The 2955-nt window shown below is 69.4% G+C and carries 3 protein-coding genes; 2 read left to right on the top strand and 1 reads right to left on the bottom strand.

Features of this window, described 5'->3' with window-relative positions; translation table 11 throughout:
• Positions 1–370, top strand: a 370-nt coding sequence (locus tag FV228_RS25245) for an adenylate/guanylate cyclase domain-containing protein (protein ID WP_281406529.1), incomplete at its 5' end; no start/stop codon positions are given.
• Positions 371–440: 70 nt separating this feature from the next.
• Entirely contained in the window at positions 441–677 is a 237-nt protein-coding gene (locus FV228_RS25240) for a hypothetical protein (RefSeq protein ID WP_147857057.1), read from the top strand.
• Positions 678–744: 67 nt separating this feature from the next.
• Here the strand turns inward: FV228_RS25240 and FV228_RS25235 are convergent, their stop codons facing one another.
• Complete coding sequence (locus FV228_RS25235; RefSeq protein ID WP_147857058.1) at positions 745–2952, bottom strand: TonB-dependent siderophore receptor; 2208 nt, start codon at positions 2950–2952, stop codon at positions 745–747.
• Positions 2953–2955 lie beyond the last annotated feature (3 nt).

Below are 2955 nucleotides of genomic sequence, written 5' to 3'. Positions count from 1 at the left end.
GGCGCAGGCCCGGGCGGCGCTGGCCTGCGCCCTGTCGCTCCAGGACCGGATCGCCACCCTCAACGAGGCCCGGGCCGAGGCGGGGCTGTTCACCCTCCGGGTGGTGGTCGCCCTGCACGCCGGCGACCTCCTGGTCGGGGTGTTCGACGACGGGGTGCGGGCCGAGTACACCGTGCTGGGCCCCGCCATGAACGCCCTGTCGCGTCTCGAGGCCCGGGCCAAGGCCGCCGAACTCCAGATCGCCGCCTCGGGGGATTTTCTGGATCTGCTCGGGGGGCCGCTGCCGCCGAGCATCCGGGCGGTCCCGGTGCCGGACGCCAAGGCCGTGCAGCCCGCCCTGTTCGCGATCGTGGAGGGTCCGTCCGCCTGAGGGCCCGGAACCTGCGCATCACTGATCCGTTCGGTCGGCGCGGCGCAGGGTCGCGAAGGGACCGGAACCGATGAACAAGATCCTCCTCGGCGCGACGCTCGCGCTCGGCCTTGTCCTGGGCGCCGCCAGCCCGAGCCTCGCCGCCCCGGGCGACGGCCTCGACCGGAACGCCGCCGCCACCGGCAACGGAAATTTCGGCGGCATGCACCGCGGCGCCCGGATGTCTTCCCGCGGCGTGATGCGCAGCCGCCATCACATGATGCGCCGGCACCATCGCGGCCACATGATGCGCCGCCACGACCGCTGAGCCCGGGGCATCGGCCGCTCCCGGTCTGGATCGCCGCGCGTGGCTCAGGCCGCGCGCGGCGGGCGCCTCACCACTTGTAGCTCACGCTCGCCAGGACCCGCCTTGCGTCGCCGTAGAAGCAGGACGTGGTCGTCTGGCAGGACGAGACGAAGCGGCGGTCGCCGATGTTCGTCGCGTTGACCTGCAGGCGCCAGCGCTCCCAGTCGTAATGGACCTGGGCGTCGAACAGCACGTAATCCGGCACCCGGAAGGCGTTGGCCACGTCCGCGAAGGAGCGGCCGACATAGCGCACGCCGCCGCCGAAGCCGAAGCCGCGCAGGTCGCCGGTCGGGATGGTGTAGTCGACGAACAGGTTGGCGAAGTTCTCCGGGATGTTGACCGGGACCTTGCCGATCAGGTCCGGGCCGCCCCGCTCGTTGGTCAGCCCGTAGATCGTGTACGAGGCCGCCACGTTGAGGCCGTCGAACAGGTTCGCGACCAGCTGGGCCTCGAAGCCGGTGGACCGCACCTCGGCCAGCTGGGCGTTGAACAGCGGGTTGGCGGGGTTGGCGGTCAGTACGTTCTGGCGGTGGATGTCGAAGCCCGCCAGGGTGACGAAGTAGCCCTGGCCCGGGGGCTCGAACTTGACGCCGCCCTCCACCTGCTTGCCGGTCTCGGGCTTGAAGGTCTGGTTGTTGAGGCCGGTGCCGATCAGCGGCTGGAACGAGGTCGAGTAGCTGACATAGGGGGCGAGCCCATTGTCGAAATTGTAGATCAGCGCCGTGCGGTAGGTGGTGCCGTTGTCGCTGCGGCCGTTGTTGCCCGCGCCGTTGGTGAGCTTGTCGACCACCCGGTTGTCGGCGAAATCCTGGCGGCCGCCGACCAGCAGGGTGAGCCGGTCGGTGACCTTGATCTGGTCCTGCAGGTAGAGGCCGAGCTGCTTGAATGCGTCGGAGTTGATCAGGTACGGCGACGGCGTCCCGGTCGGCAGGCCGTAGACCGGGGCCAGGATGTTCAGGTCGCTCGCCGGGAACAGCGACGCCTGGTTGTCGTTCAGGCGGTAATCCTTGTAGTCCAGGCCCATCAGCAGGTCGTGACGGAAGTATCCGTCGAAGAACCGCGCCTCGGCCTGGTTGTCGACCTGGAACAGGTTGACCTTGGCGCTGTCGCGGAACTGGTAGCGCGCGAGCAGCGTCTGGGCCGGGTTGCTGTAACCGAGCTGGCCGATATCCGAGTTCTGGAAGCTCTTCAGGAACGAGTACCGGAGGTTCTGCCGGAAGGTCCACGTCTCGTTGAAGTCGTGCTCGAACTCGTAGCCCAGGAAGGCCTGGTCGCGCTGGAAGGTGTTGAAGCCGGCATCGCCGACGTTCAGCGAGCGCGGGATGCGCAACCCGGAGGCGTTGGGCCGCACGGTCCCGAGATACGGCAGGAAGTTCGACGTCACCGCGGTGTTGTCGTGCTGGAAACTCGACAGGAAGGTGAAGCGCGTCGCCCCGTCCGGCTTATAGGTGACGGCCGGCGCGATGTAGAAGCTGTCGTCCGGGGCCCCCTCGACCTGCGTCCCGCCCTGGCGGCCGTAGCCGGTCAGCCGGTAGAACCAGTGGCCCTCCCGGTCGGCCGGGCCGCCGAAGTCGAAGGCGGCGTATTTCTGGCCGAACGAACCGCCGCCGACCTCGGCATAGCCGAACGGGTCGAGCGTCGGGCGCTTGGTCACCTGGTTGACGATTCCGCCGGGGCTGCCGGCCCCGAACAAGACCGCCGCCGGGCCGCGCAGCACCTCGATGCGCTCGAGCCCGAACGTGTTGGTCTTGAAGTAGCCGAAGCCGTAGTTCAGCTGCTGCAGCCCGTCCCGGTAGATGCCGAAATCGCTCACCACGAAGCCGCGCAGGGTGAGGTAGTCGATGCGCGAATCCGCGCCGAACACGCCGCCATAGGCGCCCGCGACGTACTGGGTGGCCTGGGTCAGGGTCTGGGCGTTCTGGGCGTCGAGCTGCTGGCGCCCGATCACGGTGATCGATTGCGGCGCCTCGATCAGCGGGGTGTTGGTCTTCGTCGCGGTGTTCGATCGCTTCGCCACGAACCCGTCGATCGGGCCGGTCGGGCTCTCCACGCTGCGCGAGGCCGTGCTGGAACGCCCCGCCTGGACGGGGCCGCCCCCACGGCTCTCGACGCTGATCTCGTCGAGCTGCACGCTGCCCCCGGCGGGGGGATTGGCGATGCCGCGACGCGGCGGCGTCGCGTCCTGGGATAGGGCCGGGACGACCTGCGCCAGCACGGCGAGGGAGGCGCCGGCCAGGAA

Source organism: Methylobacterium sp. WL18 (assembly GCF_008040015.1).
GTDB classification, from domain to species: Bacteria; Pseudomonadota; Alphaproteobacteria; order Rhizobiales; family Beijerinckiaceae; genus Methylobacterium; species Methylobacterium mesophilicum.
The sequence above is the reverse complement of the archived record's forward strand: the minus strand, read 5'-3'. Positions and strand labels throughout refer to the sequence as shown.